This window comes from Bradyrhizobium sp. MI1.3 (genome assembly GCF_055811695.1).
On record NZ_JBVVPQ010000038.1, the window covers coordinates 1 to 26350 of the forward strand.

Annotated in this window: 23 protein-coding genes, 1 tRNA gene and 1 pseudogene; 15 read left to right on the forward strand and 10 right to left on the reverse strand. The window is 64.4% G+C overall.

The genetic code is table 11. The annotated features are described in order from the left end of the window. Positions 1–540 precede the first annotated feature (540 nt). Positions 541–1022 (reverse strand): annotated as a pseudogene (locus AC0L3A_RS25175) (response regulator). Between the two features lie 678 nt (positions 1023–1700). Here AC0L3A_RS25175 and AC0L3A_RS25180 point away from each other — a divergent pair. From AC0L3A_RS25180 to AC0L3A_RS25190, 3 genes are all read left to right on the forward strand, one after another. Continuing rightward, positions 1701–2399 carry a Crp/Fnr family transcriptional regulator gene (locus AC0L3A_RS25180; RefSeq protein WP_198288260.1) on the forward strand — a complete coding sequence of 233 codons (699 nt, stop codon included), beginning with the start codon at positions 1701–1703 and terminating at the stop codon, positions 2397–2399. A 156-nt stretch (positions 2400–2555) separates the two neighbouring features. Further along, entirely contained in the window at positions 2556–2933 is a 378-nt protein-coding gene (locus tag AC0L3A_RS25185; protein ID WP_035995376.1) for an Hpt domain-containing protein, read from the forward strand. Positions 2934–3056: 123 nt separating this feature from the next. Beyond that, positions 3057–3305: a hypothetical protein gene (locus AC0L3A_RS25190; protein ID WP_007598946.1), complete on the forward strand. Its 249-nt coding sequence runs from the start codon at positions 3057–3059 to the stop codon at positions 3303–3305. Positions 3306–3388: 83 nt separating this feature from the next. Here AC0L3A_RS25190 and AC0L3A_RS25195 read toward each other — a convergent pair whose 3' ends face one another. Beyond that, positions 3389–4000, reverse strand: a complete 612-nt coding sequence (locus AC0L3A_RS25195; protein WP_007598945.1) for a LuxR C-terminal-related transcriptional regulator — start codon at positions 3998–4000, stop codon at positions 3389–3391. A 340-nt stretch (positions 4001–4340) separates the two neighbouring features. Between AC0L3A_RS25195 and AC0L3A_RS25200 the strand changes: the two genes are divergently transcribed. Beyond that, positions 4341–5504, forward strand: a complete 1164-nt coding sequence (locus tag AC0L3A_RS25200) for a hypothetical protein (RefSeq protein WP_473255391.1) — start codon at positions 4341–4343, stop codon at positions 5502–5504. 545 nt (positions 5505–6049) lie between these two features. Beyond that, the gene (locus AC0L3A_RS25205; protein ID WP_007598940.1) at positions 6050–7258 is read left to right on the forward strand and encodes an EAL domain-containing response regulator; all 1209 of its coding nucleotides are present in this window, start codon (positions 6050–6052) and stop codon (positions 7256–7258) included. Positions 7259–7278: 20 nt separating this feature from the next. On the opposite strand, the gene AC0L3A_RS25210 is transcribed toward AC0L3A_RS25205, so the two are convergent. After that, the gene (locus tag AC0L3A_RS25210; protein WP_007598938.1) at positions 7279–8133 is read right to left on the reverse strand and encodes an NAD(P)H-dependent oxidoreductase; all 855 of its coding nucleotides are present in this window, start codon (positions 8131–8133) and stop codon (positions 7279–7281) included. 92 nt (positions 8134–8225) lie between these two features. Between AC0L3A_RS25210 and AC0L3A_RS25215 the strand changes: the two genes are divergently transcribed. Continuing rightward, on the forward strand, positions 8226–9161 hold the full coding sequence (locus tag AC0L3A_RS25215) for a LysR family transcriptional regulator (protein WP_007598937.1): 936 nt from the start codon (positions 8226–8228) through the stop codon (positions 9159–9161). Positions 9162–9179: 18 nt separating this feature from the next. On the opposite strand, the gene AC0L3A_RS25220 is transcribed toward AC0L3A_RS25215, so the two are convergent. From AC0L3A_RS25220 to AC0L3A_RS25230, 3 genes are all read right to left on the reverse strand, one after another. Continuing rightward, positions 9180–10040, reverse strand: coding sequence for a DMT family transporter (locus AC0L3A_RS25220; RefSeq protein WP_007598935.1), 861 nt, complete (start codon positions 10038–10040; stop codon positions 9180–9182). A 182-nt stretch (positions 10041–10222) separates the two neighbouring features. Next, on the reverse strand, positions 10223–11203 hold the full coding sequence (locus tag AC0L3A_RS25225; RefSeq protein WP_007598933.1) for a Bug family tripartite tricarboxylate transporter substrate binding protein: 981 nt from the start codon (positions 11201–11203) through the stop codon (positions 10223–10225). A 94-nt stretch (positions 11204–11297) separates the two neighbouring features. Beyond that, positions 11298–12938 (reverse strand): FAD-dependent oxidoreductase, encoded by a 1641-nt coding sequence (locus tag AC0L3A_RS25230; RefSeq protein ID WP_035995374.1) that lies wholly within the window; start codon positions 12936–12938, stop codon positions 11298–11300. Positions 12939–13051: 113 nt separating this feature from the next. On the opposite strand from AC0L3A_RS25230, the gene AC0L3A_RS25235 reads away from it, so the two are divergent. Further along, positions 13052–13963: a LysR family transcriptional regulator gene (locus AC0L3A_RS25235; protein ID WP_007598929.1), complete on the forward strand. Its 912-nt coding sequence runs from the start codon at positions 13052–13054 to the stop codon at positions 13961–13963. A 44-nt stretch (positions 13964–14007) separates the two neighbouring features. Here AC0L3A_RS25235 and AC0L3A_RS25240 read toward each other — a convergent pair. Together AC0L3A_RS25240 and AC0L3A_RS25245 are read right to left on the reverse strand one after the other, a co-directional pair. Next, positions 14008–14097, reverse strand: a tRNA-Ser gene (locus AC0L3A_RS25240). Positions 14098–14587: 490 nt separating this feature from the next. After that, positions 14588–15736 carry an ROK family protein gene (locus AC0L3A_RS25245; protein ID WP_007598928.1) on the reverse strand — a complete coding sequence of 383 codons (1149 nt, stop codon included), beginning with the start codon at positions 15734–15736 and terminating at the stop codon, positions 14588–14590. A gap of 334 nt (positions 15737–16070) precedes the next feature. Here AC0L3A_RS25245 and rplU point away from each other — a divergent pair, with 334 nt between their 5' ends. From rplU to AC0L3A_RS25260, 3 genes are all read left to right on the forward strand, one after another. Further along, positions 16071–16460 carry a 50S ribosomal protein L21 gene (gene rplU, locus AC0L3A_RS25250; protein WP_007598925.1) on the forward strand — a complete coding sequence of 130 codons (390 nt, stop codon included), beginning with the start codon at positions 16071–16073 and terminating at the stop codon, positions 16458–16460. A gap of 97 nt (positions 16461–16557) precedes the next feature. Next, on the forward strand, positions 16558–16827 hold the full coding sequence (gene rpmA, locus AC0L3A_RS25255; protein ID WP_007598923.1) for a 50S ribosomal protein L27: 270 nt from the start codon (positions 16558–16560) through the stop codon (positions 16825–16827). 152 nt (positions 16828–16979) lie between these two features. Next, positions 16980–17573 (forward strand): GNAT family N-acetyltransferase, encoded by a 594-nt coding sequence (locus AC0L3A_RS25260; protein ID WP_007598921.1) that lies wholly within the window; start codon positions 16980–16982, stop codon positions 17571–17573. Between the two features lie 169 nt (positions 17574–17742). On the opposite strand, the gene AC0L3A_RS25265 is transcribed toward AC0L3A_RS25260, so the two are convergent. Then, complete coding sequence (locus tag AC0L3A_RS25265; RefSeq protein ID WP_007598919.1) at positions 17743–18657, reverse strand: DMT family transporter; 915 nt, start codon at positions 18655–18657, stop codon at positions 17743–17745. 273 nt (positions 18658–18930) lie between these two features. Between AC0L3A_RS25265 and AC0L3A_RS25270 the strand changes: the two genes are divergently transcribed. The 3 genes from AC0L3A_RS25270 (at position 18931) to AC0L3A_RS25280 (ending at position 22509) form a co-directional block, all read left to right on the forward strand. Further along, positions 18931–19410, forward strand: a complete 480-nt coding sequence (locus tag AC0L3A_RS25270; protein ID WP_007598918.1) for a MaoC family dehydratase — start codon at positions 18931–18933, stop codon at positions 19408–19410. Positions 19411–19612: 202 nt separating this feature from the next. Next, positions 19613–20653 (forward strand): GTPase ObgE, encoded by a 1041-nt coding sequence (gene obgE, locus AC0L3A_RS25275; protein WP_219681802.1) that lies wholly within the window; start codon positions 19613–19615, stop codon positions 20651–20653. Between the two features lie 221 nt (positions 20654–20874). Next, positions 20875–22509, forward strand: coding sequence for an alkaline phosphatase family protein (locus AC0L3A_RS25280; RefSeq protein WP_007598913.1), 1635 nt, complete (start codon positions 20875–20877; stop codon positions 22507–22509). A gap of 135 nt (positions 22510–22644) precedes the next feature. On the opposite strand, the gene AC0L3A_RS25285 is transcribed toward AC0L3A_RS25280, so the two are convergent. Further along, entirely contained in the window at positions 22645–23610 is a 966-nt protein-coding gene (locus tag AC0L3A_RS25285) for a Bug family tripartite tricarboxylate transporter substrate binding protein (protein WP_473255392.1), read from the reverse strand. Positions 23611–23771: 161 nt separating this feature from the next. Between AC0L3A_RS25285 and proB the strand changes: the two genes are divergently transcribed. Beyond that, positions 23772–24893 (forward strand): glutamate 5-kinase, encoded by a 1122-nt coding sequence (gene proB, locus AC0L3A_RS25290; RefSeq protein ID WP_007598911.1) that lies wholly within the window; start codon positions 23772–23774, stop codon positions 24891–24893. Between the two features lie 146 nt (positions 24894–25039). Beyond that, positions 25040–26335, forward strand: a complete 1296-nt coding sequence (locus AC0L3A_RS25295; RefSeq protein WP_007598910.1) for a glutamate-5-semialdehyde dehydrogenase — start codon at positions 25040–25042, stop codon at positions 26333–26335. Positions 26336–26350: the final 15 nt, after the last annotated feature.

A 26350-nucleotide genomic window follows, 5' to 3' on the forward strand; every position in this document is an offset into this window, starting at 1 on the left:
ATGTTATCCAGGATCTTGGCGTTGTTCGGCTCCTGCTCGAACTTCACCAGCTGATTGTCCACGGTGTCCAGGCTCTCGCTGGTTTCCGTCAAAAACTCCCGCAACAGATCATCCATGAGCTACGCCTTACTGACCTGGATCTGGACCTCGACACCCGAGCCGCGCTGGCATGAACGGAAGTCCCCACCTTGGATCGTTAGACATCCCCTTTCACGGTCCCGTTAATTTCATCCTCCGTGCTAATACGGATATTGAAGACAAGTTTGCCGTTCGACTGCAGGCGACAGCGTTTTTCGGCAAAACCGGCCCCACGCCGCAACCGCGAGACGCGTTAGGTGAACGTGCCGATAACAGCGGGACCAGGCGCGCGGGAAAGCCCTGCTCGTGAAGGACGATATGCGCGGTCTTCGCGGAATTGTATCGAGCCGCCTGCAAGCCGCGGCAGTCTCGCCACGTTCGCTTGGTGCTTTGCCGGGATACGCAAGACCCGCATTTGCGGTAAACGAACCGTTACCCGTGTCCACTGCGGCCGGTGCCGCGCTAACCCAGGCGCGCGGCCGAGGCAAGGTCGCCGTGGGGACGGTGCTCCGCCAGGCAATCGTTGATGGCGGCGAGCAGCGCGTGCGGCGTGAACGGCTTGCGCAGACAGCGCGCCGCACCGAGCTCCAGCGCCATCCGGAGGAAATCGGGGGCAGGCGAATTCAGATTTGCGAACGCGTAGCCGGACATCGCGATCAGCGGAACGGCTGGCGCCCGCTCGTGGAAGATCCTGACCGATTCGAACCCGCGCTTGTGCGGCATGAAAATATCGATGATCATCAGATCGAACTGCTCGTGTTCGAGCGCGCGAAGTCCGGCTTCCCCCCTTCGGCGATCGTCACCCGAAAATCGTTGCGCTGGAGATAGACCTCGATGGCCATGCAGACCATCGGGTCGTCGTCGACGACGAGAATATGGCGCAGACTTTCTGTCCCCGTTTGAGCTTCCCGATTCGGCGATTCAATAATTGAACCGTGGCGCACGCCTTTCTCCTTTGCTCGAGAAATGAACTGTTGAGAATGTCGTTGCCGGCGCGAGGAAGACGATGGACGCGGAATCTGCGGCCACGCGGCGCCAAGGTTCAAAACAATGTTTGAGAATTGCAGGCACTCGTCCGACCAACGAGGGTGCACGGGTCGACCGGCGTCCGATGGCAGCGCGGATGCAATGCTTCCGGCTCATGAAGGCCCCTTGCCGCTTTTACCTGCGCAACCCCTCGCAGATCGGTCCGCCGGCTCATCAGCGAATCAGCGTGCCATTCTCATTTCGGCCGCAAATGCACCAGCCTGTCTGCCCCCAACGGGTATACGCAGAGCGACACAACCATTATAATAAGGTTTTGCTGCCGCACAACCGGATGACGAACAGGAACATGGCGGCGATCACTTCGAAACGCGCCGGATCAACCATGACCGCGACCACCCTCCGAATGGATGCTCCAGTCGACGATCTGGATCTGCTGGGTTCCCAAATCGGTATCGTGGAAATGGTCAGGGAATCTGTCTTGGCGAGGGCGACGTGCAGCGGCGATCACCGGTCGGACAACTTGTCCCAATTGCCTATATATCCCGACGGGAAGATGATGGAACTTGCGCGGACGGCAAGCAGTTTCGCGTGCTGCGGCCCGCGGGTCCGAGAGACGGGAGGCTACTTTGGAAACGATGGTGCGTTCCTCCAACGGTTTCCTGTCCGCGCTGTCGGCAGACGATTATGAATTGATCCGCCCGCACCTGCGTACGGGCGATCTGCCGCATGACGCGGTGCTGGTCGAGACCGGCGAAACGCTCAAGCGCGCCTACTTTCCTCATCGCGGCGTCATCTCGTTGGTGGTCGAGCTCGCCAGGGGCGAGCACGTGCAAGTCGCCATGATCGGCCGCGACAGCCTGCTCGGAACGCTCTCGACCATGGGCGATTCCTGCGCGCTGAACACGGCCATCGTGCTGGTTCCCGGCTCCGCCTCGATGATGGACCTCGACCGGCTGCGCATCGCGGCCGACCAGAGCGGCACCCTGCGGACGCTGCTCACGCGTCACGGGCTCGCGGTCTACGCGCAGGTGCAGCAGACCGCGGGCTGCAACGCCGCCCATCCGGTGGAGGCACGGCTGTCGCGCTGCCTGCTGCACACCCATGACCTCTCCGGCGATTTCCGGCTGCTGCTGACCCAGGAGGCGATGGCGCAGATGATCGGTGCTCGGCGCAACAGCGTGTCGCTGGTCGCCAATACCTTGCAGCAGGCGAATTTCATTCACTACAGCCGCGGACACATCCAGATCCTCAACCTGGACGGCCTGCGCCAGACGGCGTGCGAATGCTACGCCACCGTGAAGGCGCAGTATGACCGGCTGCTCGGCCCACGCTGACGGTGCCGCGGCGTGGTAAACCGGCCGCTAATTCCGGCCCGCAAACACGGATTGTCCTGCTACCGGAACTGAAATCCGGATGCCGTAGACATGGACGTGACGCGCGCGCCTGTACGGGCCAGCGGCAAACCAACCGTGATCAAGGCAGGCCAAACCATGTTCGAAGTCACCGTCGCGCCTGCGCAGACAGCGCTTGATGCCGAGCCTGCGCGCGAGCCGGGCGCGTACCAGGCGCTGGTGCGCGAGATCGGCGAGGACGGTGCTTGCGAAGTGCGCGACGTGTTCTGGAGCGAGACCTGTGCGCGCCTGCAATTGTTCCGCACGCTCTCGCTCGCGCAGCACCACGGCAGGATCGCGCGCGAAGCGCATTCGCTGAAGAGCGCGGCCGGAACGTTCGGCTATGTCAGGCTCGCGGTGCTGGCGCTGCGGCTGGAGAAGACCGCGGAGAGGCTCGGCGACGCCGGATTTCGCGACCTCCTGGACCTGATGGACGCGGCCTATGCCGCCGGGCGCGCGCAGGAGCCGGAGGGCTGACGCGCGCGCTCGAAAACGCCGTAACCACTCACACGTGCATGCCCGCCGTACTTCTACGGCTTGGGATTTTCACAGATGGCTAATCATAGGCAGCGATAGTCGCCGGAAACCAGGAGGGTTTCCATGTTCACCTACGAGACCGCGGACCAGAAAGAAGTTCGTCGCTTCCGCATCGCACAGTTCAACGGCCGGATGGCGACGGTGGCCGCTGGCGAGGCGACGGTGACGGGCTTCGTGCGTTCGGTGCTGGAGCAGGAATCGAGCATGCCGCCCCGCTGGACCATCACGATCATTCCCAACGTGCCGAAGGAAGAGCTCAAGCCGCTGCGGCCCTCGTCGCGCGCGCGTCCCTTCGCCGAAGATTATTTCTGAGCACGATCGGAGCCGCGGGTCTTTCTCGAGAGATGTCTCACGCTTGGCCCTCGCCGCTGGCGGGCGGCCCGAGGCAAGAGCCTTCAGTCGATCGAATGCAGCAGCGCCGCACGGACGAGGTCCGCCGTGTTGCGCGCACCGAGCTTCCGCATCGCCTCGGCGCGATGGCTCTCGAAGGTGCGCGGGCTGATCTGCATCCGAAGCGCACCCTGCTTGTTCGAATATCCCTCGCTGATCAGCCTCAGCACCTCGCCCTCGCGCTTGGTCAGCCGCTTCTGGCCTGACAGGCCGAGGATCTCGCCGCTCGACACCCGCTGCGGCTGTGGCGCGCGCGTGAGCTTCGGTTCGGCCTCCGCGGTCGGCAGACCAGCCGTGGGAGAACCGGCAAGCTGTTTGACGAGGCCACAAACCCGCTCGGTCTGCACCAGCGCATTCTCCACGACCCGCTGCAAATAGGCACGGTCGCCCGTCACCGGCGCGAGCTGATCGCTGTGATGCTTGATCTCGCCCATGTAGAGCAGGAGCGCCGTGAGGGGACCGTTGAGCTCGCGGGCGATGGCGGCGGCCATTTCGTCGGCCGCCTTGGCGCGGGCGGCGTTCAGGCGGACGACATCGAGCTCTTCAGTTGGAGCAGCGTTGCTGTCGTACCATTCCGACGGCCGCGAATCAGTGGCCGTATCATTCTGTGACCCCATGTCACTCGTTTAGCGGAACCCAACGCGATCTGTGGTTAACTTTTTGCTCCGTAAGACTACGGTGAATTTGGCAGTTTTGTGCCGAAACCCCGACACAGGCACACTTTATGCTTGAGTAGCAACGTCCCTCAACATTCTTAGGTTGCTGAACCTGCCCAAATGGTAGGCGGGTCAACGGAAGCCTTCTTAACGATCCGACCCGCGCCGATTACCTGAGGCCCCGGATTTTACGGATATATTAACGGCGGCTTGCTTCTCTATGTCACAATTGAGAGCGCGCAAATGCCTCCATGCATGGGGCCGATAGGCCTGCTGGAATCGTTGCGGAAGATTGCGTGCAATGAACGAGATCGACCAGCTATCGAACTTCTTGCAGAAGCTGACGCCGCTGTCGCGCAGCTGCCTGCTCAGCGAGCTTGAACGGCTGGAGCTGTGCGGCATCGACATGCCGGGCTCGTCCGACCTCCAATCCCGGTTACGGGCCGAATTTCGCAAGGACGGATCGAGCCAGGCGCGCGCCACCAGTCCTTCGCGCCATTTCTTTGCGCCGCTCGAGCTGCTCCTGATCGACGGCGCGCCCGAGCATGCCAATATGGGGCGGATCTCACGCAACACCCTCACCCCGATCTGGGAATGGATCTGCCGCGACCTGCTGCCGACCATGGCGCGCGACTACATCAAGGCGATCAACGACCAGGTCGCCGCCAACAACCAGAAGGAAGTGCTGAAGATCGCATCGACCTTCCAGACCAAGGTCGTCAAGGTTCTCGAGAGCACCCTGGCCTCAGCGGAGAGCACCGAGTTCGCGCGCGGCAAGCTCGCGCAATATACGGCGTCGCGCACCGCCTTCGACGACGTGAAGAAGATGCAGCACGTGCTGCGCGCCGGCGCTGCGCTGCCGAAATTCAACGAAAAGCTGCCCGAGAAGATCGCGAAATTCGACGACGGCCTGGTCGATCAGATCACCGCACGATTGGACGCCTTCAAGAAGGCCCATCCCGAGGCGCTGCCGTTCGCACTGACGCTGGTGGCGAGGCGGCTGAAGACGTTCTGGCAACTGGTGCGCCTTGCCACCAAGGCCGCCGCGAGCAAGAGCGCCGCCGATGTCGCCGCCACGCGCTATGCCTGCGTCGTTCACATGGTGCTCGACCAGCTCGACGACAGGCGCCTCGCCTTGCGCATCGCGCTCCGGCACAACCGGGTGCTGATCGCACGCGACCTGCTCGCCGAGATCTACGACACCGAATATGCGCTCAAGGTGCGGGTCGACGGCATCGAGCATTGCGAATGGGGCATTCGGCTCCAGCAATTGATGGACGCGATCGCGGCGCTGGTGGCCGCCGAGGTGAGCCGCTTCCCCTCCAATGTCGGCCACATTCTCGGCTCGCGCCGGCTGCGCAGCCACGATACGCTCGGTAGAAAGCTGTCTTATCTGGCCTGGAAGGGACGCGATGCGATCGAGGACGGCGCGGCCGCGTTGCGCAAGCTGATCGGCCAAACCTGATCCCTCGCTAATGCGCGCGCGGCAGGCACAGGAAGCGATCGAGAAATCGCCCTGACAGCACGAACCTGAACCACCAATACATTATTCGCCGCGACGTCATTGCTGCGATCCTCGACAGCCCACCACCGGCTGCCCAGAGCAATAGCGCACGTGCAGCAATCCGCTTGTGATGTGCTTCACACGGGCGCCAGCGCGCACCGACGCATTGTCGCAGAACCGTCACGAGCGAACCGGGAAAAATGCGCGCATCGCGCGCAATTGAGGCACGCCATTATTCAATTGGGCGAGGCGCGCGCGGCTTGGTCCAATTGCAGGACAGTGCGCGTGCATGCAGCCTTACTGCGCGTCGCGGAATCTCCAGTGATTGCCGCAACCCTGCGCCCGATGCGCGGGCAGACGTAAAAACTTCTCGAACAAGACGCAGACAATTTTAGACGTGATGGGTGCTTTAACGTTACCCAGATAATTCGACAATCGACTGAAGCCTTCCATATTTGAAACTGCTCACGTCGCTAACACACCGGCACGGAACGGGAGTGCTTGCGATGAACGACGAAATTGTAGAACTCGCCGAACGAAGGCCGAAGACCTTCGGACGGCGAAAGATGAAGCCGCGCGCCTGCGTGGCCGACGGCAAGCGCCATCTGCGCGCGTTTCTCGCGGAAGTTCTGGAGGATCTCGGCTTCGTCACCACCGAATGCGCCAGCGCCGAGGAGCTGCAGAGCGTGCTGACGAGCGGATTGCCCGACCTGATCCTGCTCGGCATCGCTGCCGACGGCATCGAGCCCGGAAAATTTCTGGAGACGCTGGTGCGCGAGGCCTTTGACGGAAAGGTTCTGACGGTGGGCGCCCGCGAGTCGATCATCGTCAGGGCGGTGCAGCAGGTCGGCGAGGAATACGGCCTCAAGATGCTGCCGCCGCTGACCACGCCCTTTGCCGCGGAGACGCTGCGCGACCGCGTCGCGATGCTGTTGCCGGAGGAGCCGGCGCCGAGCCCGGCCGTGCATGTCGGCGAGGCCCTGCACGCCGGCTGGCTCGAGCTCTGGTACCAGCCCAAGATCGACGCGCGCACGCTGATCCGCAATAGCGCAGAGGCGTTGGTGCGGATGCGGCATCCGACCTGGGGCGTGGTGCCGCCGGCCTATTTCATCCCCGAAGAGCACGACCCGAATCTGCGCGACCTCTCCGAATTCGTGATCGAGCGCGCCATGCAGGACTGGCACTATCTGCTGGAGCAGCAGAGCCCGGTCGATCTCGCGATCAATCTGCCGGCGTCCTATCTGAAGGAGCCGCAAGCCGTGGGCGATCTCTGCCGCCGCATGCCGACGCATCCGGCGTTCGGCGGGCTCACGATCGAGATCGACAGCGAGGAGGCGATCCGCGACCTCGATCTCCTGGTCGAGGTCGCCCGCGAACTGCGTCTGCACAATATCGGCCTGTCGATCGACAATCTCGGCGCCAACTGGCCGTCGCTGATGGATCTCGGAAAAATTCCGTTCATCAAGCTGAAGGCCGACCGGCACTTCGTCACCGGCAGCGGCACTGATCGCCTCAAGCGCACGGTGTGCCGCCACATCGTCGAGCTTTCACATGGCTACGGCGTGCACGCCGTCGCCGAGGGCGTCGAGAGCCGCGCCGACCTCGTCGCCGCCAACGAGCTCGGCTTCGACCTCGTGCAGGGTTTTCTGTTCGGCAAGCCGATGCCGCTGAAGAAGTTTGCGCGGAGCACGCTGACCCGGACGGTGATGGGGTGATATCGTTCGCGGGCGACGGATTAGGCTATCGCCGCGCAACCATCCGTCGTCGAGCGCATGGAGCTCGCCTCACCATTCGGGCTGCGTGCCTCGGCCTGCTCGACGTGAAGCGCGAATCCGGTCGCGCCGGAATGCTCGAGCCCCGCGCGGAGCTGCATGCTCGGAATCAGGTAATCGCCGCCATTCTGGCGTCGGTAAGGAATCGGCGATGTCGTCGCAAGCGTTCGCATCCTCTCGCGCAACCGTTCGGCAGTCGCCTGGAAACCCGCTTCGTCGAGTTTGTCGGCCTTGTAGACAACGAACGGCGGAAGCACGTCATATCCCGGATAATAGAGGATGCCGTGATTGATCGGGAACAGCAGGTCGTCGATCGGCCCGTTGATCCCGCGCGCCGAATAATGCTCCTGCCAGCCGCCGGCGGTCACGATCAGCATCGCGCGTTTGCCCGCTAGCCTGCCTTCGCCGTAACGGTCGCCCCACCGCTTGTCGCTGTGCTCGCCGACGCCATACGCGAAACCGTAGGCGAACACGCGGTCGACCCAGCCCTTGAGGATGGCCGGCATGCTGAACCACCACAGCGGGAATTGCAGGATCAGAACGTCCGCCCACAGCAGCTTCTCGATCTCGGCCTTGACGTCCGCGGTGAGCGTGCCCGACTCGAACGCCTGCTTGGAGGCGGCGGCCGGCGCCAGCCGCGCGTCCGGCGGCAGCAGCGGAAAGTCGGCGCGGCCGATTTCGGATGTCCAGCCCTGGGCGTAAAGGTCTGACATCCGCACCTCGTGTCCCTGGGCCTCGAGTTCTCTGACGGCGATATCGCGGAGCGAGCCATTGAGGGAGCGCGGTTCGGGATGAGCGAAGACGATCAACACTTTCATGATCAGCACCTTGGTTGACGATTGCGAGCAGCAGGTAGCGCCTCCGACTGCAATCCGGTAGTTGTCGCCAATGGATAGGATCCTGCCGAAATATGGATAGATCGGACATTACGCTCGAACGCATGCGCAGCTTCGTGCGGGTCGCCGAGCGCGGAAGCCTGTCCGCGGTCGCGCGCGAGCTTGGCCTCGGCCAGTCGACAGTGACGCGGCATCTTCGGGAACTGGAGCAGGCCGTCGGCGTGCCGCTGCTCACGCGGACCACACGCAGCGTGACGATGACGGAGGAAGGACGCCGCTACTACGCCGACTGCGTGCAGATCCTGCGCCTGGTCGAACTCGCCGGCGACGAGGCGCGCAGCACACGCGGTGCGCCTGCCGGAACCGTGCGCGTCTCCTGCACCGCGGCCTTCGGCGTGCTCCACGTCAGTCGTTTGGTTTTCGCGTTCCAGGACCGCTATCCCGACGTGGCGGTTGATCTCAGCCTGACCGACGAGCGGATCGACCTTGTGCGGGAAGGTGTCGATATCGCCCTGCGTCTGGGGCCGCTCACCGACAGCTCGATGAAGCTCAGGCTGCTGGGTCAGTCGCGTCGGGTGCTTGTGGCCGCACCGGACTATCTGGCTTCGCGCGGCAGGCCCACGCGCCCGCAGGATCTCGCCAGCCACGAGGGTATCAGGATGTCGAACATCGCCGGCAGCGACGTGCTCGTGCTGCACGGGCGCCGCGGCGGCCGCCATGCGGTCCCGTTCGCAGGGCGGCTGCGGGTGGATCACGGGCTGGCCGCACGGGAGGCGCTCGCGGCCGGTCGTGGCATTGCGCCGGCCCATCTTTGGCTCGTCGACGACCTTCTTGCATCCGGCCAACTCGAGCGCGTGCTTCAAGACTACGCGCCGCCTTCCGTTCCGTTCAACATGCTGATCGTCCCGGAGCGGTCCGGCATCGCGCGGGTACGGCTGCTGATCGATTTTCTCGCCGAGGGAATCGCGCGGCTGCCGGGGATTGAAAAGGCGCAACCGGGCAAGAGGTGAGGCCGCGTCAATCCGGCCTCAGGCAAACCGCCGCGCGAAGAAGACGCAGGCGACCACCAGCGCGGTCGCCACGATCATGCTCCAGGCGACCGGTTCGTGCAGAAGCCAGCCTGCAAGCGCGAGACCGAAGAACGGCTGGAGCTGCTGCAACTGGCCGACACGGGCGATGCCGCCGATCGCGAGCCCGCGGTACCAGAAGATGAAGCCGACGAACATGCTGAAGACCGAGACATAGGCGAGCCCGATCCAGGCGGGCACATCGATGCCGCTCCATGTCGACGGCCAGGTTAGAATCGCGACCGGCAGCATCAGCGGCAGCGACAGCAGCAGCGCCCAGGAGATCACCTGCCAGCCGCCGAGCCGGCGCGACAGCGCGGCGCCTTCGGCATAGCCGAGCCCGCACAGCACGATCGCCGCGACCATCAGGAGATCGCCGGCGAGCGATGCGGTGCCGTCGTTGGAGAGGGCAAAGCCCGCGACGGTGGCGCTGCCCAGAATTGCGAACAGCCAGAACATCGGCTGCGGCCGCTCGCCGCCGCGCAGCACGCCGAAGATCGCGGTCGACAGCGGCAAGAGCCCGATGAAGACGATCGAATGCGCCGAGGTGATGTGCTGGAGCGCGAGCGCCGTCAGCAAGGGAAAACCGACCACGACGCCGATGGCGACGATCGCGAGCGAGACGAGATCCTTGCGCTGCGGCCGCGCCTGACGGAGCAGGCCGAGCACGGCCACACCGATCAGCGCCGCGATGACCGCGCGCACCGAGGTCAGAAACAGCGCGGAAAACCCGCCGACCGCCACCCGCGTCGCCGGCAGCGAGCCGCTGAAGATGATGACGCCAAGAAGCCCGTTGCTCCAGCCGGTGGCGGAAGAGTGCATGTCTGTCTCGTGTGTGGGGTGGTGGTCCGATCTGGAGGTGCCAGCCGGGGTGGCGTGACGATTACCATTAAGCCTTCCGGGGTCGGACAACAAAAAAGCGCGAAAACAACCCCATGCACAGTAGACGGGGACTGCAAGATCAATGGCTTACGCGGGGGCGGAATCGTCTGACTGGGCGACACTTAATTCGCCTTGATGCCCGCTTCACTGATTAGCTTGCCCCATTTCGCACTTTCGCTTTGGATGAAACGGCTGAACTGCTCGGGCGAGGTCGGTGCAGGCTCTGCGCCAAGCGTCCGGATCTTCTCGACCACCGACGGATCCTTCAGGGCTTTTCCGAAAGCTTCGTTCAACCGGCCGACGATATCGGCTGGCGTGCCGGCCGGAGCAACCAGCCCGAACCAGCCGACGGATTCGAAACCCGCAATACCGCTCTCGGCGAGTGTCGGCACATCGGGCAAGGACGACAGACGCTGCGCAGACGACACACCGATGGCGTTGAGCTTGCCTTCGAGGATCAGTTGCCTCGATGCGGGGATATCCAGTACCGCGAAGGGGACATGGCCTGCGAGAACGTCGACCGTCGCCGGTGCGGTCCCGCGATAGGGGACCAGCTCCATGGCGATCCCGGTCTTCTGCGTGAACAGTGCTGCGGTCAAGTGCATGGCCGTCGAATTGCCGCCATGCCCGATCGACAACGCGCCCGGCTTGGCCTTGGCAAGCGCGATCGCCTCCGCCGTCGTGTGCGCCGGCACGTCCGCCGAGGCGACGAGCACGAAGGGAATTTTCGCGAGCAGGGTGATCGGCGCAAGATCCTTCGGATCGAACGGCATCGACGAATTGAGGTGCGGATTGACCGTCAGGCTGCCTGCCGGCGCGACGCCGAGCGTATAGCCATCAGGCTTGGCCTGTGCCACGGCAGCCATGCCGATGTTGCCTCCAGCACCCGCGCGGTTCTCGATCACGAGACCCTGCTTGAGCTCGGCGGTGACCAGCGGTTCGAGCGCGCGGATGACGGTATCGGCGCTGCCGCCGGGCGGAAAGGTCACGATGATCTTGATCAATTGCTCGGGATAGGCCGCTCGGCCCGCCTCCAGCGGCAGCACGGCGAAACTCGCGGCCGTCAGCACGGCCAAAATGCGGCGGCTTGCAACGTGAAACACGTTTCCCTCCCCGGTACGTTCTTGTTTGTGAACCACGCCTTGGTGAACCACCTCCCGGCGGACTTCGCCGCGAGACCGTCGGCTTCAAATCGCCTTACGCCGAAGCGCCGATGATGCGCGTCAGCAAGCCTTGTGGGTCCGCGGGCGCGGCCTGCCCGCGCCAGGCGATGTGCTGATCGGGCCGAGCCAGCACCAGCTTCTCGGCATACGCGCCGTTCGCTTCGTCCGGCGCGATGTCGAGCAGCGCGAGCGGAATGCCGCGCTGCTCTGCGGCAGACTTCAATAGCGCCACATCGATCGCCGGATCGAACCGCAGCAAAGTGTAGCCGGCGCCGAAGGCATCGTAGAGCGATCGTCCGTCCCGCAGAAACAGGTGCGGCGCGCGAGCGCCGGGCACGGTGGAGGGCGTGAAGCTGCCCATCGCGTAGGCCGGCGGCGTCTCGCCGTCATAGGCAATGATCGGCGAGGCATCGTAATAGTAGCCGAAGTTCAATCCGGCACAGCAATATTGCTGCACGTTGAGATCGTAGGCCGCCTTGGCCAGCGCTGCACGCGCGGCGTGGCCGCGCGGCGTGTCGTCCTCGATCTCCGCGGAGACGCCGCCACGCTGCGCCATCATCTTCATCGCATGGTCCATGGCAAAGCGCGACACCTGTTCGGTGATGGGCTGACGCTCCGCCTCGTAGGCATCGAGGATCGAAGCCGGCGCCCACCCGTTCAGATGCGCCGCCACCTGCCAGCACAGGTCGACGGCGTCCGCAATGCCCGCATTCATGCCGTAGCCCGCATACGGCATCCACAGATGCGCGGCGTCGCCGCAGATGAAGACCCTGCGGTCGCGGAAGCGATCGGCGACAAGTCGACGCCCGACCCAGTCCTCCTTGCTGAGGACGCGGTATTCGAAGCGCTCGTCGACGCCGAGAATGGCGCGGATCGCCCAGTCCCGATCGACCGAATCAAATTCGGGCTCGTCTGGCTTCAGGTGATTGTGGATCAGCCAGCGGTCACGACCGTCGATCGCGACCGTCGTGCCTGAACGTCGCGGGTTGAGCGAGAGCACCATCCAGGCCGGCTTGTGCGCGCCCATCAGCTCCTTGAGCTGCGGCGCTTCGATGAAGGTCGATTGCACGCGCTGGATCACCGGCGTGCCGGACAGGTTGGCACCGATCGATTTGCGAACCAGCGAACGGCTGCCATCGCAACCGATCACAAAGGAAGCCTCGATGCGGAGCGAGCTTCCGCTGTCGAGGTCGCGCGCCAATGCGACCACATGGTCGTCATTCTGCTCGATGTCCGTGATTTCCGTGCGCGCCAGAATGGTGATGCGCGACTGGGCGGCGGCATGGCTGAACAGGATCGGCTCGAGATAGACTTGGTTGATCCGGTGCGGCGGCTCCGGCGTCGGCCACCAGGTATCGGGGCCGCCGGTGGCATTGTAGCGGCGTGCGCGCGAGGGAATGTCGATGCGACACAGCTCGATGCCGGTCGCCGTGGTCCGGTAGGAGCAGTCGTTCGGGAAATCTGCGGGCAGGCCTGCGTCGCGCAGCTTTGCGGCGACGCCGAGCCGGCGGAAGATCTCCATCGAACGCGCCGAGACGTGATTGCATTTGACGCTGGGCGGATCGCCGGCATGGCGGATCTCCGCGACCACGACGTCGATCCCACGGGAAGCCAGATCCATCGCCGCGGTCAATCCGATGGGCCCGGCGCCCACCACCAGCACCTGTGTCCTCATGTTCGTTTCCAATCCCTTGGCGATCGCGGCTTCACCGTCCACGGGATGCATTTTATTGCATGCTCGCTTATGTGATAAGCCGGAAAGAACTCATCAATTCATGAGCTTTGCCTATGAACGTCACCTTGCGGCAATTGCAGGCCTTCACCGGCGTGTACCGCACGCGCAGCATCACGCGGGCCGCGCGCGAGCTGGGGATCACGCAATCGGCGGCGAGCCTGTTGATCCAGCAGCTCGAAGCGCAGCTCGGCGTCAAACTGTTCGATCGCTCCACGCGTTCGGTGCAGCCGACGCTGGCCGCTGACGAGGCAGTTCATGTCGCCGAACGGATGCTGGGCGATGCGCTGGGCCTGTCGCGGCGCATGCGCGACCTGGCGCAAGCGCGCGCCGGCCGGGTCGCGTTTCTCGCCTCAGCCGGTACCGCATCGGCGCTGCTGCCCTCGGTGCTCGCAAAATTCCGGGCAGGCTATCCCGACATCGAAATCGACATGCGCGACGTCGCCGCCGACGATCTCGTTCCGCGTCTGATCGCGACGGATGCGGAGTTCGCGATCGGCAGTGTCGAGGGAGAATTCGCGGAGCTCACGATCGAGACGCTGACCCGCGGCCGCCTGAGCGCGATCGGCCGCCGCACCGCCGACTTCGCGGCACGGCGCTCGCTGACATGGGACGAGTTGGCTCAGATGCCGACGATCGCGATGCGGGGCGAGACGCGGATTCGCATGCAGATCGATCAGGCGCTGGGCACCCAGGGCAAGCACCTCAACCCAACCTATGAAGTGACGCTGATCAACACCGCGCTCGCCATGACGGCGCAGGGCCTCGGCCTCGCGATCCTTCCTGCGACGATGCTGCCGGCAGATCAATTTCCGACTCTGATCGCAAAGCCGCTGATACGCCCCGCCATTACCCGCCCGGTGTCGCTGCTGCAGCGCCAGGGTCGGACGTTGTCCCCGGCCGCGCAGGCGTTTGTGGCGACGGCGCGGACGGTGCTGGCGGAGCGAGGGCCCGCAAGATCGGACTGATCTGCCGCGCTTTCTGGAAGCCGTTTTATTGTGGCGGATGATATTGGCGGAGAGGGAGGGATTCGAACCCCCGATAGGCTTGCACCTATGCCGCATTTCGAGTGCGGTGCATTCGACCACTCTGCCACCTCTCCTGAAGGCGCCAAGTAAGGAGCAGGGCCCCTGTGGTTCGGGCGTTAATAGGCGAGGATGGCGGGCCAGACAAGGCTGGGAGCGCGAAAATCCGCTGCCTGTTTCGGCCCGGGCGCCCCTTCCCGGCACGAACGCGAGGGAAAGGCGGCCCCATTGCCGGTTTGACGCGTATTTGTCGGGCGCGAGGTGGAGTCCAATTCGCGACCCCAATGCGGAGACACCCTCTCCCCCCGCCCTCCCCCGCACGCGGGGGAGGGAGCGCACCACCGGTTGGGGCAGGCACTGAGATTCATCGCATGTTCGAAAAAAGGGGTGGGACCGCCAGACGCGGTAAACACTGGCGGTCCCGTGCCGCTCATTGAAATACTGGCTGGGAAGGGCGGCTTCGCCGGCCAGGTGAGGCGACGGTTCCACCGTAGCGTGTAACCCGTGCACCGCAACGCAATCCGTTTCTTAACCTAACCAGACAAGGTTACTCCTTGTCATTCTTTGTCATTCTTTGCCTTTTTTCTTCCCGTTCTCCGTGGAGTCCCGGTCTTTGCCATTATCTTTGCCGTTACCTTTGCCTTGGCCGTTGTCCTTGCGGCGATTGGTGAAGCGGGCATTGCCGAGGCCGGTGCCGATGGTGAGCACGCCCCAGCGATCGACGTCCTGCATGAACGGCACCTCGGAGAGGCCCTGAACCACGCCGTCATTGTGCATCAGGATCGCGGTATCGTGCTCGCCGATGGAAGGGATGCCCTCGAGCAGGCTCGCCGGCAGGTTGAACTTGCTGCTCTCCCAATTGCCCGGCAGGTTCTGCGCGCCTTTCTCGATCGAGCCGTCCGCGTTGATCACGCCGGGACAGGCAATGCCGATGAACGGCGCCAGCTTGTAGCCTTCCTTCTCGGCCTCGGTGATCAGCCCCTTCAGCATCTTGGTGAGCCGCTTCACCGCGCCTTCGCGCGTCGGCTCGTCGTCGGCATGGCGCCACAGCTCGGACTTCACGACCTTGGCTTTCGACAGGTCTTTTGCCTTTTTCCAGCTGGTCTCCACCAGGCCGCAGCGGATGTTGGTGCCGCCGATATCGACGGCGAGGATGCTGTCATGGGCCTCGAAGATCCAGGACGGCGCCAGATGCAGCGCGCCGATCAGGCCGGCTTCGTCGGGGTGATGGCGGATCGGCATCATGTCGATCTTGAAGTCCTCGGATTTGAGGATGATCTCCGCGCGCGCGATCGCGAGCTCGCCCAGCCGGGAATCGCGGAAACCGCCGCCGACCACGATGCGCTCGGTCTTGGCCCAGGCCTTGGACTTGAGGAAACGGCGGGTGACATAGGCGAGCTCCTGGGCAAAGTCCTCGATCGCGCTGTGCACCAGCGCGGAGGCCTCGGTGTCGTCGCCGACCAGGATGGCGTCCAGCGTCTTCTTGCTGATCTCATCCGACGGCTCCTTGCCGAAAGGGTCCTCGCCGGTCTTGCGCAGCGGCTTGCGCCAGCGATCGAGGATCTCGCGAAACGCGCCCTTGCTGGCGCGGTCGCCGAGAAACCCGTCCTCGTCCTTCATCTCGATGTTGAAGCTGTCGATGTCCACCGACGGCAACCGCTCCGCGCCGTGGGTGGCGATGCCCGTCGTCGTCTTGACCAGCTCGTCCGTTGCCATGGTAAGCCCCTTGCCCGTCTGACTGAATTCGCGGGGACAACGGCGGGGGAACCTGTTGGTTGCCGCGCGGGCCGAAATTCGCCTGCGGGGCCGGATCGGGCCCAAATGCTTCAAATCCGGGCCGTTTTCGCCGGCTTTTCCTTGACTCCGTGCTGTCAGCGGCTATAAATCCCGCAACCGGCGCGGGGCGTTTCTCGCGCCGCTTGTTTTTGCGTGGGTTTTCAAAGGGATAACTCCCGCCCGCACGAAACTCGCATAAACCCATAACGACTGACAAAAAGCCGGCCCCGACGATATGTCGCGAGGCCGGGAATGAACACGAAGGAAAACAACGATGTTCGCAGTCATCAAAACCGGCGGCCGGCAGTACCGCGTCGTTCCGGATGATGTCCTGGAAGTAGGCAAGATCGAAGGCGAAGTCGGCTCGATCGTGCAGCTCAATGAAGTTCTCCTGGTCGGCGGCGACACGCCGATCCTGGGTCTGCCCACGGTCGCAGGCGCCTCCGTTGCGGTCGAGGTGCTCGACCACAAGCGCGGTCCCAAGGTCATCGCTTTCAAGAAGCGCCGCCGCAAGAACTCGCGCCGCAAGCGCGGCTATCGCGACGAGATCACGGTGCTGCGCATCTCGGAGATCCTGACGGACGGCGCCAAGCCCACCAAGGGGCCGCGTCCGAAGCGGGAAAAGGTCGTCAAGGAAACGACCACCGAAGAGGCCGCCGCATAATTTGATCACGCGCCATCACGAATTGATGCGTGAGAAATTGTGAAATGATTCCGTCAAGGAATTGATCTAGACATACGTAGAATTTCGGAGACGAGCCATGGCTCACAAAAAAGCAGGCGGTTCATCGCGCAACGGTCGCGATTCCAAGGGCAAGCGCCTCGGTATCAAGGCGTTCGGCGGGGAAGTTGTGATTCCCGGCAACATCATTGCGCGTCAGCGCGGCACCACCTGGCATCCCGGCCTTAATGTCGGCATGGGCACGGACCACACCTTGTTCGCCAAGGTCGAGGGTCGCGTAACGTTCCAGGCCAAAGCCAACGGCCGCACCTTCATCTCGGTGCTCCCGCTCGCAGAGGCGGCTGAATAGACGGTGGATCAAATTTGGAGTCCGCCGGGTCCCAGACCGAACCGGCGGAGTCCTTGAGATCCTAGAGATCGAAGGCTCCAGGGGAGGCGGGAAACCGGCCTCCCCTTTCGTTTGCGTGCTCATTTCACTGAGTGACTTCGACGGAGCCGGACATGTTGCAGGATTTTTCGAGCGTGACCTTGCGGGAGGCGAGACCGAGCGTCGTCGCCACCGAACGGCTGACCTTGCGGCGGCCGACCCTCGCCGACGTCAGGACCATCGCCCTCCTCGCCAACGACCGCCGTGTCGCCGAAAACACAAGGCGCCTCCCGCATCCCTATTTGCAGGACGACGCTATCGCCTTCGTCCGCGCCACCGCCGCGCCCGGCGGCGAGACGGTGTTCCTGATCGAGCATGACAACGGCCCCGTCGGCGTGGTCGGCATCGACCGCTCGACGCCCGACAATGCCGAGCTCGGCTATTGGCTCGGCGTCGAGCATTGGGGCCGGGGCTTTGCCACCGAGGCCGCGCGCGGCGCGATCGACTTCTTCTTCGAGGAGTTCGAGGACGATCATCTCTATGCAGGCGCGCGCGTCACCAACCCGGCCTCGCGCAACGTGCTGGAGAAGTGCGGCTTCCAGTGGAGCGGCGTCCAGCTGCATCGCTTCCTGGCGCTGGGCTCGTCCACGCCCGTCGACTGCTTCCGCCTGTCACGCAGTGTGTGGGCGTCGCTGAAGAGCTGGAGCAGTGCGCGGAGGGTGAGGTAGGCGGAAGCGCCTCAATCACAATCGTCGTCCTGGCGGAAGCCAGGACCCATTACCCCAGGGTGAAGTCGTGGCGCGGACGACCAACCACGAATCTTCATCAAACTCCTCCCTGGGGTAATGGGTCCTGGATCTGCGCTCCGCTTGTCCAGGACGACGCCGATGACTGTGATTACGCCGGCGGATTCACATCCGCGTCCCCACGCCCGAGATCGCGCTCACGCAAGTAAATATAGAATCCGGCGCCGATGATGATGGCGGCGCCGACGATGGTGGCGATTTCGGGCACGTCGCCGAACACGACGAAGCCGAAGATCACCGCCCAGACGATCATCGAATATTGATAGGGCACGACGACGCTGGCCGGCGCGAGCTTAAGCGAGCGGTTGACGCAGAACAGCGCCGTGACCGAGACGCATCCCGCCAGCGCGAAGATCACGAGGCTGCCCGGTGTCGGCGGCACCCAGTGGAACGCCGACAGCACCGCACCCAGCAAGAACGTGCCGACGAATTGCGACGACGCCATCACGATATCGGGCGTCTTGCGCAGGCTGCGCGTGATCAGCATCAGCGTGGCGAAGGAAAGACTGCCGCCAAGCGCGATCAGCGCCGGCAGGCTCACCGTCTGTGCCGACGGCCGCAGCGCGATCAGCACGCCGCAGAAGCCGATCAGGATCGCCGTCCAGCGCCGCCAGCCGACCTTCTCGCCGAGAAAGACCGCCGACATCGCGGTGACGAAAATGGGCCCGGCGAGATAATAGGTGATGACGTCGGCGAGCGGCAGGTAGACCGTCGCAAGGAAGAAGGCCGCCACTTCCAGCGTCGACAGCACGACGCGAAAGAGCTGGAGGCCCGGCCGCTCCAGCTGCAGGAACTGGTGACGCTGCCGCCAGACCAGCGGCGATAGCAGCAGCAGCGCTGCGCAGGCGCGCAGGAACAGCAGCTGCCCCACCGAATAAGTCCCGACCAGGAACTTGCCCATGGCGTCGCCGAACGAGAACATGAAGATCGACAGCACCATGAGTGCGATCCCGGCGAGGCGCGCCGAGCGTTCGTCATAGGCCGAGAGATTCTTGAAGAGGGGCATTGCTGTCGTTCGTGGAAACTCGTCATTGCGAGGAGCTCTTGCGACGAAGCAATCCAGACTGTTGCCACGGAGACAGTCTGGATTTGCTTCGCTTCGCTCGCAATGACGAGCGGAGAGAGCGTCGGAACGGCGACCGGAGTCGCTTGCGGTCGTTTTAATGACGTGAGCGCCCGCGACAAGCCCACGCAAGACGAATTGAACGGATTGCCGCACTCTTCGCGTCGCGGTAGCGATAGGCGACACCGAACGAAAGAGCCAGGAAAGAGCTTAGCCATGACCGACTTCGACCCGGCCCGGCATCGCATGATCCCCGCGCAACGCTGGTTTGAGGATTTCGTGGTCGGCGAACGCTTCGTGCTGCCGAGCCGCACGCAGACGACGGCCGTGTTCACGGCGTTCCAGACCGCGAGCGGCGACACCCATCCGGTGCATTACGACGTGGAGTATTGCCGCAGCCGCGGCATGCCGCATCTGCTCGCCCACGGTTTCCAGACGCTGATCCACACCGCCCCCGGCGCCGGCCTGTTTCCGTTCATGGTCGAGGACTCCCTGGTCGGCTTCCTCGAGCAATCGAGCCGGTTCCTCAAACCGGTGTTCGCCGACGACACAATCTATCCCGCGCTCGAGGTCATCGAGCTGGCGCCGGGACGCTCGACCGGCGCGGTGACGCTCAAAAGCACCGTGTTCAACCAGCGCAAGGAGCTGGTGCTGGAGGGCACGCAGAAATTCCTGATCCGGCGCCGGCCATCCTAACCGCATGAAGACCAGTCCACTGCCGGTCTTCGCCAAACGCCTCCCTGTGGTTATGGGTCCCGGATCTGCGCTTCGCTTGTCCGGGACGACACGTAGGGGCCGCCGGCCAGTTGGTTAAGCAAGGCCACAAATCGCCGGGTTTCGGCCGATTTGCGGGTCTATCCGGGTTGCCGCGCGGGACCGGCTGGCCTACCTATGGCCCATGAAATTCCTAGACGAAGCAAAGGTCTATATCCGCTCCGGCGACGGCGGAAACGGCTGCGTGGCGTTCCGCCGCGAAAAATTCATTGAATTCGGTGGCCCCTCCGGCGGCAATGGCGGCCGCGGCGGCAATGTCATCATCGAGGTCGCAGACGGCCTGAACACGCTGATCGACTATCGCTACCAGCAGCACTTCAAGGCCCAGAAGGGCGAGAACGGCTCGGGGTCGGACCGCCACGGCGCCAATGGCAAGTCGATCGTGCTGAAGGTCCCCCTCGGCACGCAGATCTTCGACGAAGATCGCGAGACCATGATCCACGATTTCACCACGGTCGGCGAAAAGTTCGTGCTGGCCGAAGGCGGCAATGGCGGCTTCGGCAACGCCCATTTCAAGACCTCGACCAACCGCGCGCCGCGCAATGCCAATCCCGGCCAGCCCGGCGAGGAGCGCTGGATCTGGCTGCGGCTGAAGCTGATCGCGGATGCCGGCCTCGTCGGCCTGCCCAATGCCGGCAAATCGACCTTCCTCGCCAAGGTCAGCGCGGCCAAGCCGAAGATCGCCGACTATCCCTTCACCACGCTGCATCCGCAGCTTGGCGTCGTGAATGCCGACGGCCGCGAATTCGTGCTGGCTGATATCCCCGGCCTGATCGAAGGCGCGCATGAAGGCGTCGGTCTCGGCGACCGCTTCCTCGCCCATGTCGAGCGCTGCCGCGTGCTGCTGCATCTCATCGACGCGACCTGCGAGCATGCCGGCAAGGCCTACAAGACGGTGCGAACCGAGCTTGACGCCTATGCCGGGCAGCTCACCGACAAGATCGAGATCGTCGCGCTGAACAAGATCGACGCGGTCGAGCCGGACGAGTTGAAGAAGCAGAAGGACCGGCTGAAGCGCGCCGCCAAAAAGACCCCGCTGCTGCTCTCCGCCGCCACCGGCGATGGCGTGCAGGAAGCGTTGCGCGCTCTAGCGGATGTGATCGGCGAGAGCCCGGTCTCGGCGAAAGCCAAGAGCGCGGCCGAAGCGGAGCCTTGGTCGGTTTGAACAATCCGGCTTGAAGACCCTCATGGTGAGGAGCGCGGAACGCGCGTCTCGAACCATCAAGGCCCGGCTCTCGCCCGTGGCCATCCTTCGAGACGCCCGCTTGTCGCGGGCTCCTCAGGATGAGGTTCGTTGCTTGTGACGCAGCGGAATGGGACCCCCTGCTTGTCTTCGCGCCCTCGATAGCGCAGCATCGGCCAATCAAGAAACGGCAGGGATGATTCATGGCGCGCGCGAAGAACGTTCTCTGGATCATGTGCGACCAGCTTCGCTATGACTATCTCGGCTGCACCGGCCACCCCACGCTGAAGACACCGAACATCGACGCCATGGCGAAGCGCGGCGTGCTGTTCAGCAAGGCCTATGTGCAGTCGCCGATCTGCGGCCCGTCGCGCATGTCGTTCTACACCGGGCGCTACATGCGTTCGCACGGCTCGCACTGGAACGGCTGGCCGTTGCGCGTCGGCGAGCCCACCCTCGGCGATCACCTCAACAAGCTCGGCGTGCGCAACGTGCTGGTCGGCAAGACCCACATGGCGCCCGATCTCGAAGGCATGAAGGCGCTCGGCATCCCGCCGGAATCGATGATCGGCGTGCACGTCGCCGAATGCGGGTTCGAGCCCTATGAGCGCGACGACGGCCTGCATCCCACGGGGCGGCCGCGCCCGAAATACGACGAGTATCTGCGCCAGCAGGGCTTTGATGCGCCCAATCCCTGGGAACATTGGGCCAATTCAGGCGCGGCCGAGGACGGTTCGCTCCAGAACGGCTGGCTGCTCGTGCATGCCGACAAGGCCGCGCGCGTGCCGGACGAGCATTCCGAGACGCCCTACATGACGCGGCGCGCGATGGACTTCATCAGCGAGGCCGAGACCGACGGCAGGCCGTGGTGCCTGCATCTGTCCTACATCAAGCCGCACTGGCCCTACATCGCGCCCGAACCTTACGCCAGCATGTATTCGACATCGGACATGATCCCGGTGATCCGCTCCGAGCGCGAGCGCCAGAACCCGCATCCGGTGTTCGGCGCCTATATGGACATGCGCTACTCCCGCAACATGGCGCGCGACGATGCCCGCGAGAAGGTGATCCCGACCTATATGGGCCTGATCACCCAGATCGACGACCAGATGGGCGTGCTGATGAAATTCCTGGAGGAGCGCGATCTGCTGGACACTACCATGATCGTGTTCACCTCCGATCACGGCGATTATCTCGGCGATCACTGGATGGGCGAGAAGGATCTGTTCCACGAGCAGTCGGCAAAGATCCCGCTCATCATCATCGATCCCTCGAAGGAGGCGGATGCGACGCGCGGCACGCGCAACGATGCGCTGGTCGAAGCCATCGATCTCGCGCCGACCTTCGTGGATTATTTCGGCGGCAAGGTGCCGGGCCATATCCTCGAGGGACGCTCGCTGCTGCCGCTGATGCGCGGCGAGAGCCCGCCCGATTGGCGCAAGGTGGCGTTCTCCGAATACGACTATGTCATGCAGGACGTGCGGCTGAAGCTGAACCAGCCGATCGAACGCTGCCGCCTGTTCATGGTGTTCGACGGCCGCTGGAAATACATCCACGCGTCAGGCTTCCGCCCGATGCTGTATGACCTCGAAACCGATCCGGAAGAGTTTCTGGATCGCGGCGACGATCCAGAGTGCGCCGGCATCATCGCACGACTGCAAGCCGAATTGTTCGACTGGGCGCTGCATCCCAACGACCACATCACAACACCGCGCGAGAAGATCGCGGCCTATGCCGACAACCAGCTCCAGGTGAAGGGCGGGATTTTGATCGGCATCTGGGACGAAGCGGAGCTGGCGTCGATCAAGGACGGCATCGCGCAACGCGCGAAGCTCTAAGACCCTCATGGTGAGGAGGCGCGAAACGCCGTCTCGAACCATGCAGGCCGCGCTGTGGCAGTCGGGCCTTTCATCCTTCGAGACGCGCGCAAGAGCGCGCTCCTCAGGATGAGGGAACAGAGTGAGGCGCCTGGGTCAATTCTCGATCTTGTATCCCGTCGCCTTCACGATCGGTTGCCAGAACGCCGTGTTGGCGGCGAGCTCCTTGGCCAGACCTTCCGCGCTGCTGCCGACCGGAATCAGCCCGATCGCGGTCAGCTTTTCCTTCACCTCGGGCTTGGCGAGCGCGGCGCTTGCGGCTGCGCCGAGCTTGCTCGCGAATTCCGGCGGGCTGCCGGCGGGAAGCCACATGCCGTACCAGGCGTCGGCGACGAGATCGATGCCGCTCTCCTTCAAGGTCGGTACCTCCAAGGCAAACGGCGAACGTTCGGCGCTCGCGACCGCGATGATCTTCACGCCCTTGGCGCGATGCTGCGGCAGCGCATCGGCCAAAGTGACGATGCCGAAGGAGATGTGACCGCCGATGATGTCGTTGAGGATGGGCGCACTGCCGCGATAGGGCACGCGCGTCATGGGAATGCCGAGGTCCTTCTCGAGCTTGGAGTCCATGAAATGCGGGATGGTGCCGTTGCTCGGCACACCGAACGATGCCTTGTCCGGATGCGCCTTCAGCCAGGCGACGAATCCCTTGAAATCCGCGGCATCGATCGTCGGACTGATCACGACGGCGAACTCAAACCGCGCCAGCAGCGAGACCGGGACGAAATCTCTTGCGGTGTCGAAGCTCGGGGTCGTCTCCACCATCGGCAGCAGGTACATCGTGGGCCCGGTGGTCACCAGCACCATACTGCCGTCGGGGCTGCCCCCTTTCACCGCCTTGATGCCGATCAGGCCGTCTCCGCCGGTGCGGTTCTCGACCACGATGGTCCGCTGCAGCGCCGGCGCCATCTCCTGCGCGATCAGCCGGCACAGCGTGTCGCCGCCCGCGCCCGCCGCGAACGGGAAGATCATTTTTGTCAGCCCGGTCTGTGCTTGCGAACCGCCCACCTGCGCCAACAACGGCAACCCGAGGCATCCGGCGATGAAGTTGCGGCGATCCATTGGCTTCCTCTTTGAGCCCATTATGGTTGGCGACAATTAGAGCCAGACGAGCGTTCCGGACAAGCGCCGTTTACCGGGCCTGCCGCCTTGCGCCGGCCATCGTCCTGCTGCAAAAGCAGGCCGGCGCCGCTCTCCAGCACATACACACACCACATACACACATGGCCAGCCCCGAACTCAGTCAATTCCGCCGCATCGTCGTCAAGGTCGGCTCTGCGCTGCTGGTCGATTCCGACAAGGGCGAGGTGCGGGCGTCCTGGCTTGCCGCGCTCGCCGACGACATGGCCAAGCTGCATCGCGAGGGACGTGACGTTCTCGTCGTCTCCTCCGGCTCGATCGCGCTCGGCCGCAGCCGCCTGAAATTACCGCGCGGCCCGCTGAAGCTGGAGGAGAGCCAGGCGGCCGCCGCCGTCGGTCAGATCGCGCTGGCGCGGATCTGGTCGGAGGTCCTTGGCGCCCACGGCATCGGCGCCGGCCAGATCCTGGTGACACTGCAGGACACCGAGGAGCGCCGCCGCTATCTCAACGCGCGCTCCACCATCGGCAAGCTGCTGGAGTGGCGCGCGATCCCCGTGATCAACGAGAACGACACGGTCGCCACCAACGAGATCCGCTACGGCGACAATGACCGCCTCGCCGCGCGCGTCGCCACCATGGCGAGCGCGGACCTGCTGGTGCTGTTGTCCGACATCGACGGGCTCTACGACGCCCCGCCGAAGAACAACCCGAACGCCAAGCTCATTCCCGTCGTCGACAGCATCTCCTCGGAGATCGAGGCCGTTGCAGGCGACGCCGAGTCCGAGCTCTCGCGCGGCGGCATGCGCACCAAGGTCGAAGCCGCAAAAATCGCGACCACCGGCGGCACGCATATGCTGATCGCCTCGGGCAAGATCGAGCATCCCCTTCAAGCGGTCGCCGATGGCGGCCGCTGCACCTGGTTCCTGACGCCGGCCAATCCCATTACGTCGCGAAAACGCTGGATCGCGGGCTCGCTGGAGCCGAAGGGCACGCTGACCATCGACGCCGGCGCGGTCGCGGCGCTGCGCGCCGGCGCCAGCCTGCTGCCGGCCGGCGTGATCAAGGTCGAGGGCCAGTTCGCCCGCGGCGACGCCGTGATCGTGCGCGGCCCCGACACCAGCGAAGTCGGCCGCGGCCTGATCGCCTACGACGTCGACGATGCCGAGCGGATCAAGGGCCGCTCCTCCCCGGATGTGATGGCGATTCTCGGGATCAGCGGGAGGTCCGAGATGATCCACCGCGATGATCTGGTGATGGGCGGGTAGCGGCCGCAGCGGTCCTTTTCCGAGGAAGTTGGTAGGCCAAAGACCTAGCCCGGTGCGGCCGGGGAGACCTGCCATACCCGTCCCGCCCTTCGCAAAAGCGGGATTTCCGTGCTAGGACACCGCCTTAGCAGAAGGTTGAACTCCCCATGGCCGCCCCCCTCAAAGCCGTCGACGGCAATGCCGATCTTCAGGCGCTGATGACCGATCTCGGTACCCGTGCCCGCGCTGCCGCGCGCGTGCTCGCGCTGGCGCCGCCGGAGCAGAAGAACCGGGCGCTCGAGGCCATGGAGCGGGCGATCCGCAACAATGCAGCTACGATCCTTGCTGCCAATGCCGAGGACGTCACCGAGGCCCGCGCCTCCGGCAACGCCACCTCGTCCTTCATCGACCGCCTGACGCTGACGCCGGCGCGGGTCGAGGGCATGGCCGAGGGCATCGGCATCGTGCGCGGCATTGCCGATCCGGTCGGCATCGTCACCGAGAGTTGGCAACGGCCGAATGGCATGACCATCGAGCGCGTGCGCGTGCCGCTCGGCGTCGTCGGCGTGATCTTTGAGAGCCGGCCAAACGTTGCGGCGGACGCCGGCGTGCTGTGCCTGAAGTCCGGCAATGCCGTGATCCTGCGCGGCGGCTCCGACAGTTTCCGCTCCTGCCGCGCGATCCACGAATGCCTGGTGCAGGGCCTGCGCGAAGCGGGCCTCCCCGAGGCCGCGATCACGCTGGTGCCGACCCGCGACCGTGCGGCGGTCGGCCAGATGCTGTCGGGGTTGAACGGCGCCGTCGACGTGATCGTGCCGCGCGGAGGCAAGAGCCTCGTCGCGCGCGTCGAGCAGGAAGCGCGCGTGCCGGTGTTCGCGCATCTCGAAGGCGTCAATCACGTCTACGTCGACGGCAGCGCCGACCTCGCCATGGCGAAATCGATCGTGCTCAACGCCAAGATGCGGCGCACCGGCGTCTGCGGCGCCGCCGAGACGCTGCTGGTTGATCGCGCTGCTGCCGGTAAAAACCTGAAGCCGCTGATCGAGATGCTGATCGAGGCCGGCTGCGAAGTGCGCGGCGACGACGCCGTGCAAAAGACCGATGCCCGCGTCAAACCCGCGAGCGCGGACGATTGGGACACTGAATATCTCGATGCGATCATCGCAGCGAAGGTGGTGGACGGCGTCGACGGCGCGATTGCGCATATCCAGAACCACGGCTCGCACCATACCGATGCGATCGTGAGCGCCGATGAGACCGCTGCGAAGAAATTCCTGAGCGAGGTCGATTCCGCGATCGTGCTGCACAACGTCTCGACGCAGTTCGCCGACGGCGGCGAGTTCGGCTTCGGCGCCGAGATCGGCATCGCCACCGGCAGATTCCATGCCCGCGGCCCGGTTGGCGCCGAGCAGCTGACGAGCTTCAAATATCGCGTTCACGGCACCGGGCAGACGCGGCCGTAGACGACGCAGGGCGCG

Bases quoted from the DNA above. Each gene is read 5' to 3' on its own strand.
- AC0L3A_RS25180 (WP_198288260.1), top strand. From the start codon at position 1,701: ATGGTGCGTTCCTCCAACGGTTTCCTGTCCGCGCTGTCGGCAGACGAT.
- AC0L3A_RS25185 (WP_035995376.1), top strand. From the start codon at position 2,556: ATGTTCGAAGTCACCGTCGCGCCTGCGCAGACAGCGCTTGATGCCGAG.
- AC0L3A_RS25190 (WP_007598946.1), top strand. From the start codon at position 3,057: ATGTTCACCTACGAGACCGCGGACCAGAAAGAAGTTCGTCGCTTCCGC.
- AC0L3A_RS25195 (WP_007598945.1), bottom strand. From the start codon at position 4,000: ATGGGGTCACAGAATGATACGGCCACTGATTCGCGGCCGTCGGAATGG.
- AC0L3A_RS25200 (WP_473255391.1), top strand. From the start codon at position 4,341: ATGAACGAGATCGACCAGCTATCGAACTTCTTGCAGAAGCTGACGCCG.
- AC0L3A_RS25205 (WP_007598940.1), top strand. From the start codon at position 6,050: ATGAACGACGAAATTGTAGAACTCGCCGAACGAAGGCCGAAGACCTTC.
- AC0L3A_RS25210 (WP_007598938.1), bottom strand. From the start codon at position 8,133: ATGAAAGTGTTGATCGTCTTCGCTCATCCCGAACCGCGCTCCCTCAAT.
- AC0L3A_RS25215 (WP_007598937.1), top strand. From the start codon at position 8,226: ATGGATAGATCGGACATTACGCTCGAACGCATGCGCAGCTTCGTGCGG.
- AC0L3A_RS25220 (WP_007598935.1), bottom strand. From the start codon at position 10,040: ATGCACTCTTCCGCCACCGGCTGGAGCAACGGGCTTCTTGGCGTCATC.
- AC0L3A_RS25230 (WP_035995374.1), bottom strand. From the start codon at position 12,938: ATGAGGACACAGGTGCTGGTGGTGGGCGCCGGGCCCATCGGATTGACC.
- AC0L3A_RS25235 (WP_007598929.1), top strand. From the start codon at position 13,052: ATGAACGTCACCTTGCGGCAATTGCAGGCCTTCACCGGCGTGTACCGC.
- AC0L3A_RS25245 (WP_007598928.1), bottom strand. From the start codon at position 15,736: ATGGCAACGGACGAGCTGGTCAAGACGACGACGGGCATCGCCACCCAC.
- rplU (WP_007598925.1), top strand. From the start codon at position 16,071: ATGTTCGCAGTCATCAAAACCGGCGGCCGGCAGTACCGCGTCGTTCCG.
- rpmA (WP_007598923.1), top strand. From the start codon at position 16,558: ATGGCTCACAAAAAAGCAGGCGGTTCATCGCGCAACGGTCGCGATTCC.
- AC0L3A_RS25260 (WP_007598921.1), top strand. From the start codon at position 16,980: ATGTTGCAGGATTTTTCGAGCGTGACCTTGCGGGAGGCGAGACCGAGC.
- AC0L3A_RS25265 (WP_007598919.1), bottom strand. From the start codon at position 18,657: ATGCCCCTCTTCAAGAATCTCTCGGCCTATGACGAACGCTCGGCGCGC.
- AC0L3A_RS25270 (WP_007598918.1), top strand. From the start codon at position 18,931: ATGACCGACTTCGACCCGGCCCGGCATCGCATGATCCCCGCGCAACGC.
- obgE (WP_219681802.1), top strand. From the start codon at position 19,613: ATGAAATTCCTAGACGAAGCAAAGGTCTATATCCGCTCCGGCGACGGC.
- AC0L3A_RS25280 (WP_007598913.1), top strand. From the start codon at position 20,875: ATGGCGCGCGCGAAGAACGTTCTCTGGATCATGTGCGACCAGCTTCGC.
- AC0L3A_RS25285 (WP_473255392.1), bottom strand. From the start codon at position 23,610: ATGGATCGCCGCAACTTCATCGCCGGATGCCTCGGGTTGCCGTTGTTG.
- proB (WP_007598911.1), top strand. From the start codon at position 23,772: ATGGCCAGCCCCGAACTCAGTCAATTCCGCCGCATCGTCGTCAAGGTC.
- AC0L3A_RS25295 (WP_007598910.1), top strand. From the start codon at position 25,040: ATGGCCGCCCCCCTCAAAGCCGTCGACGGCAATGCCGATCTTCAGGCG.